Here is a 4,977-nt window from a genome sequence, read left to right as displayed (position 1 = left end):
GGGCGCCCCGGTGGCACCGGCCAGGGCGTCGACCGCGACGGCGTCCAGCGCGCCCTGGCGCACCTCGCCGGTGAGCAGGCCCCGCAGGAAGTGCTGTTCCTCGGCGGTCGCCGCGGCGAGGAGCCGCTGAACGCGCTCCTTCCGGGCCGCCTGGGAGCCCGGTCCGGCGAGCGCCCCGATCGCCGACAGCTCGGCGTCGGTCTCCGCCACGGTCAGTGAGGGGGCGGCCGCCGGTGCCACGGGGTCGCCGAGTGCGCTCCAGCCGATCCCGAGCCGCCCCTGCGGGAGGCGTCCCGCCAGGTACGGGATGACGATCGGCACGTCGTCGGGCCCGGCCTCCCGGAAGAGTTCGGCCAGCAGGGCGGTCTTCCGGGTCCGTGCCGCGGACGCGGCGACCTCCAGGGACACGTGGGCGAGCCGGGCGAGCAGCATGGGTTCATGGTGCTACAACGTGGCCGCGTACGGCGGTGGGCGCACCGTCCGCCGGGCGGCGGCGGGGTCAGATGATGTTGAGGGCCGCGGCCCCGCCGACGCCTCCCAGCACCATGAAGGCGGGCATGAGCACCTTGAGCTCGACCCAGCTGCCGGCCCGGAAGCGCATGACCTTCGGCGGGCCGATCGGGTACCAGCGCTTGCGGCCGAGGGGTATCGGCCACAGGATCGGGCAGCCGGAGACGGTCAGGGCGTCGCCGATGTCGTGGACGAGGGCGCCGAGCACGATGGGGAGTCCGAGCCAGAGGTACTCCTGGCCCGGCTCGGGGAAGAGCCAGTCCGAGCCGTTGCCCGGCTGGTCGAGCACCCCCGCGAGGATCCACGCGCTGGTCGCGCCCAGCAGCCACACGAGCACGTCGCTGGAGACCCTGGCGGCCCGCCACAGCAGGCCCTCGACGGCGAGCACGAGGTGGACGAAGAGGACGGCCAGCACCGCCCACCGGCCGCCGGTCACGGCCGCCGCCGAGCATCCCCCGCCGACCAGCACCGCCCAGAGCCAGGTGTGGGTGAGGGTGCGGTGGCCGCCGTTCCTGCGGGGGTCGCCGGGGCCTCGGGTCGCCTTGTAGACGGCGTAGGAGAGCTTGTCGACTATCTCGCACAGGCCTTTGGATATCGGTCCGAAGGCGCGCGAGATGGTGGCCGACTTGTGGTCGAGGTCGGGGGCGAGTGCGGCACCGGCGCAGATGAGCGCTCCGACGGCGAGGACGGGCCAGGGCATCGTGTGGCCGGTGGCCGCGGCCGCGGCGCCCACCCCCAGCCAGGCCGCCGCCCCTGACAGTGAGTGTGCCGGTCCCATCATGGCTGTTCCCGTCCCCGTCGTGATCCGGCCCCGTGCGCGGCCGGGACGCCACTGCCTGGGCAGGGCGGCCGAGTTGAGTGGGCAGCGTATCGTCCGTGATCTTCGTGCCGTGCTCCGGTTCCCGCATCCGGACACGGGACAGGCAAGATGGGGGTGTGACCCTTATCGATCAGCTGCCCCCGACCGCCGACCCGGACGCCCTCTTCGATGCCTTCTCGTCATGGACCGAATCGCAGGGCATCACCCTCTATCCGGCTCAGGAGGAGGCGCTGATCGAGGTGGTCTCCGGCGCGAACGTGATCCTCTCGACCCCCACCGGCTCCGGGAAGAGCCTGGTGGCGGCCGGCGCCCACTTCACGGCGCTGGCCCAGGACAAGGTGACGTTCTACACGGCCCCGATCAAGGCGCTGGTGTCGGAGAAGTTCTTCGACCTCTGCAAGCTCTTCGGTACGGAGAACGTCGGCATGCTGACGGGTGACGCCTCGGTCAACGCCGACGCCCCGGTCATCTGCTGTACCGCCGAGGTGCTGGCCTCCATCGCACTGCGTGACGGCAGGTACGCCGACATCGGCCAGGTGGTGATGGACGAGTTCCACTTCTACGCGGAGCCGGACCGCGGCTGGGCCTGGCAGATCCCGCTGCTGGAGCTTCCGCAGGCGCAGTTCGTGCTGATGTCGGCGACGCTCGGCGACGTCTCGATGTTCGAGGACGACCTGACCCGCCGGACCGGGCGGCCGACGTCCGTGGTGCGTTCCGCGACCCGGCCGGTGCCGTTGAGCTACGAGTACCGCCTGACCCCGATCACGGAGACGCTCACCGAGCTGCTGGACACCCGGCAGTCGCCCGTCTACATCGTGCACTTCACGCAGGCCGCCGCCGTCGAGCGGGCGCAGTCGCTGATGAGTATCAACATGTGCTCGAAGGAGGAGAAGGAGAAGATCGCCGACCTGATCGGCAACTTCCGCTTCACCACCAAGTTCGGTCAGAACCTGTCCCGTTACGTCCGTCACGGGATCGGCGTGCACCACGCGGGGATGCTGCCCAAGTACCGGCGCCTCGTCGAGAAACTGGCACAGGCGGGACTGCTGAAGGTCATCTGCGGTACGGACACCCTGGGCGTCGGCGTCAACGTCCCCATTCGCACGGTGCTCTTCACGGCGCTCACCAAGTACGACGGCACCCGGGTGCGCACGCTGCGGGCGCGGGAGTTCCACCAGATCGCCGGCCGCGCGGGCCGGGCCGGGTTCGACACGGCCGGTTTCGTCGTCGCCCAGGCACCCGAGCACGTCATCGAGAACGAGAAGGCCGTCAAGAAGGCGGGCGACGACCCCAAGAAGAAGCGCAAGGTGGTCCGGAAGAAGGCGCCCGAGGGCTTCGTGGCCTGGTCGGAGACCACCTTCGACAAACTGATCCAGTCCGAACCCGAACCGCTGACCTCGCGTTTCCGGGTCACGCACACGATGCTGCTCTCGGTGATCGCACGGCCGGGGAACGCCTTCGACGCGATGCGGCACCTGCTGGAGGACAACCACGAGCCCCGCAAGGCGCAGCTGCGGCACATCCGTCGGGCCATCGCGATCTACCGGTCGCTGCTCGACGGGGGTGTGGTCGAGCAGCTCCCGGAGCCGGACGCCGAGGGCCGGATCGTCCGCCTGACCGTCGACCTCCAGCAGGACTTCGCGCTCAACCAGCCGCTGTCCACCTTCGCGCTGGCCGCGTTCGACCTGCTGGACGCGGAGTCCCCCTCGTACGCCCTGGACATGGTCTCCGTCGTCGAGTCGACGCTCGACGACCCGCGGCAGATCCTCGCCGCCCAGCAGAACAAGGCGCGGGGCGAGGCCGTCGGGCAGATGAAGGCGGACGGTGTCGAGTACGAGGAGCGGATGGAGCGGCTCCAGGAGGTCACGTACCCCAAACCGCTGAGCGAGCTGCTCTGGCACGCGTACGACGTCTACCGTACGAGCCACCCGTGGGTGAGCGACCACCCGGTGTCGCCGAAGTCGGTCATCCGCGACATGTACGAGCGGGCCATGACCTTCACGGAGTTCACGTCGAACTACGAGCTGGCCCGCACCGAGGGCATCGTGCTGCGCTATCTGGCGAGCGCGTACAAGGCGCTCGAGCACACCATCCCGGACGACCTCAAGTCCGAGGACCTGGAGGACCTGATCGCCTGGCTCGGCGAGATGGTGCGCCAGGTCGACTCCAGCCTGCTGGACGAGTGGGAGCAGCTGGCCAACCCCGAGGTGGAGACCGCCGAGCAGGCGCAGGAGCGGGCCGACGAGGTGAAGCCGGTCACGGCGAACGCCCGCGCCTTCCGGGTGCTGGTGCGCAACGCGATGTTCCGCCGGGTGGAGCTGGCCGCGCTGGACCGCGTCCGCGACCTGGGCGAGCTGGACGCCGACGCGGGCTGGGACGAGGACGCCTGGGGCGAGGCGATGGACGCCTACTGGGACGCGCACGAGGACCTGGGGACCGGCCCCGACGCGCGCGGCCCGAAACTGCTGAAGATCGACGAGGACCCGGAGCACGGTCTGTGGAGGGTGTGGCAGGCCTTCGCGGACCCGGCCGGCGACCACGACTGGGGCATCCGTGCGGAGGTCGATCTGGCGGCCTCCGACGAGGAGGGCCGGGCGGTCGTCCGGGTCACGGCCGTGGGCCAGCTGTGACCGCGCCCGGAGAAGGAGTGGAGAGACACCGCATGACGAACCCCGCCGAGCGCTTGGTCGATCTTCTCGACCTGGAGCGGATCGAGGTCAACATCTTCCGTGGCCGCAGCCCCGAGGAGTCCCTGCAACGGGTCTTCGGGGGGCAGGTAGCCGGGCAGGCGCTCGTGGCAGCCGGCCGGACCACCGACGGGGACCGCCCCGTCCACTCGCTGCACGCCTACTTCCTGCGGCCCGGCCGTCCGGGCGTGCCGATCGTGTACGACGTCGAGCGGGTGCGCGACGGCCGGTCCTTCACCACCCGGCGGGTGACGGCCGTGCAGCAGGGCCGCACGATCTTCAATCTGACGGCGTCGTTCCACCGGCCCGAGGAGGCGGGGTTCGAGCACCAGCTGCCGCCCGCCCGTGCCGTCCCCGGCCCGGAGGAACTGCCCACGGTCGCCGACGAGGTGCGGGAACACCTGGGGGCGCTGCCGGAGGCCCTGGAGCGGATGGCGCGGCGCCAGCCGTTCGACATCCGCTACGTGGACCGGCTGCGCTGGACCCGGGAGGAGACCGCGGACGCCGATCCGCGCAGCGCGGTGTGGATGCGCGCCGTCGGCCCGCTGGGCGACGACCCCCTCGTGCACACGTGCGCGCTGACGTACGCCAGTGACATGACGTTGCTGGACGCGGTCCGGATCCCGGTGGAGCCGCTGTGGGGGCCGCGCGGCTTCGACATGGCCTCCCTGGACCACGCGATGTGGTTCCACCGGCCGTTCCGGGCGGACGAGTGGTTCCTGTACGACCAGGAGTCGCCGATCGCCACCGGTGGCCGGGGGCTGGCCAGGGGCCGTATCTACGACCGCCAGGGGCAGCTGCTGGTGTCCGTGGTGCAGGAGGGGCTGTTCCGGCGGCTCGGCGACGCCTAGCGGGGGCCCGGCCCGCCCGGTCAGGTGCCGGGCAGGGCGTCCTGCTCGACCTCGTGGCGGCGGGTGCGGATGTCCGGCCCGGCCGGGTGCAGTTTGGCGTCACAGGCGG

3 protein-coding genes and 1 pseudogene are annotated in these 4,977 nt (G+C 71.3%); 2 read left to right on the top strand and 2 right to left on the bottom strand.

The genetic code is table 11. The features are described 5' to 3' along the window. Both ABZ371_RS28890 and ABZ371_RS28885 read right to left on the bottom strand, forming a co-directional pair. Window positions 1–432: pseudogene (locus ABZ371_RS28890) on the bottom strand (ATP-dependent DNA ligase); the annotation flags it as partial. Between the two features lie 67 nt (window positions 433–499). Next, window positions 500–1,291, bottom strand: coding sequence for a metal-dependent hydrolase (locus tag ABZ371_RS28885; RefSeq protein ID WP_358685015.1), 792 nt, complete (start codon window positions 1,289–1,291; stop codon window positions 500–502). 155 nt (window positions 1,292–1,446) lie between these two features. Here ABZ371_RS28885 and ABZ371_RS28880 point away from each other — a divergent pair, with 155 nt between their 5' ends. Together ABZ371_RS28880 and ABZ371_RS28875 are read left to right on the top strand one after the other, a co-directional pair. Beyond that, window positions 1,447–3,960 (top strand): DUF3516 domain-containing protein, encoded by a 2,514-nt coding sequence (locus tag ABZ371_RS28880; RefSeq protein ID WP_358685013.1) that lies wholly within the window; start codon window positions 1,447–1,449, stop codon window positions 3,958–3,960. Window positions 3,961–3,992: 32 nt separating this feature from the next. Then, on the top strand, window positions 3,993–4,868 hold the full coding sequence (locus ABZ371_RS28875; protein WP_358685011.1) for an acyl-CoA thioesterase II: 876 nt from the start codon (window positions 3,993–3,995) through the stop codon (window positions 4,866–4,868). Window positions 4,869–4,977 lie beyond the last annotated feature (109 nt).

It is taken from the genome of Streptomyces sp. NPDC005899, assembly GCF_040629645.1.
Lineage (GTDB): Bacteria > Actinomycetota > Actinomycetes > Streptomycetales > Streptomycetaceae > Streptomyces.
This window is presented reverse-complemented; position numbering and strand designations above follow the sequence as displayed.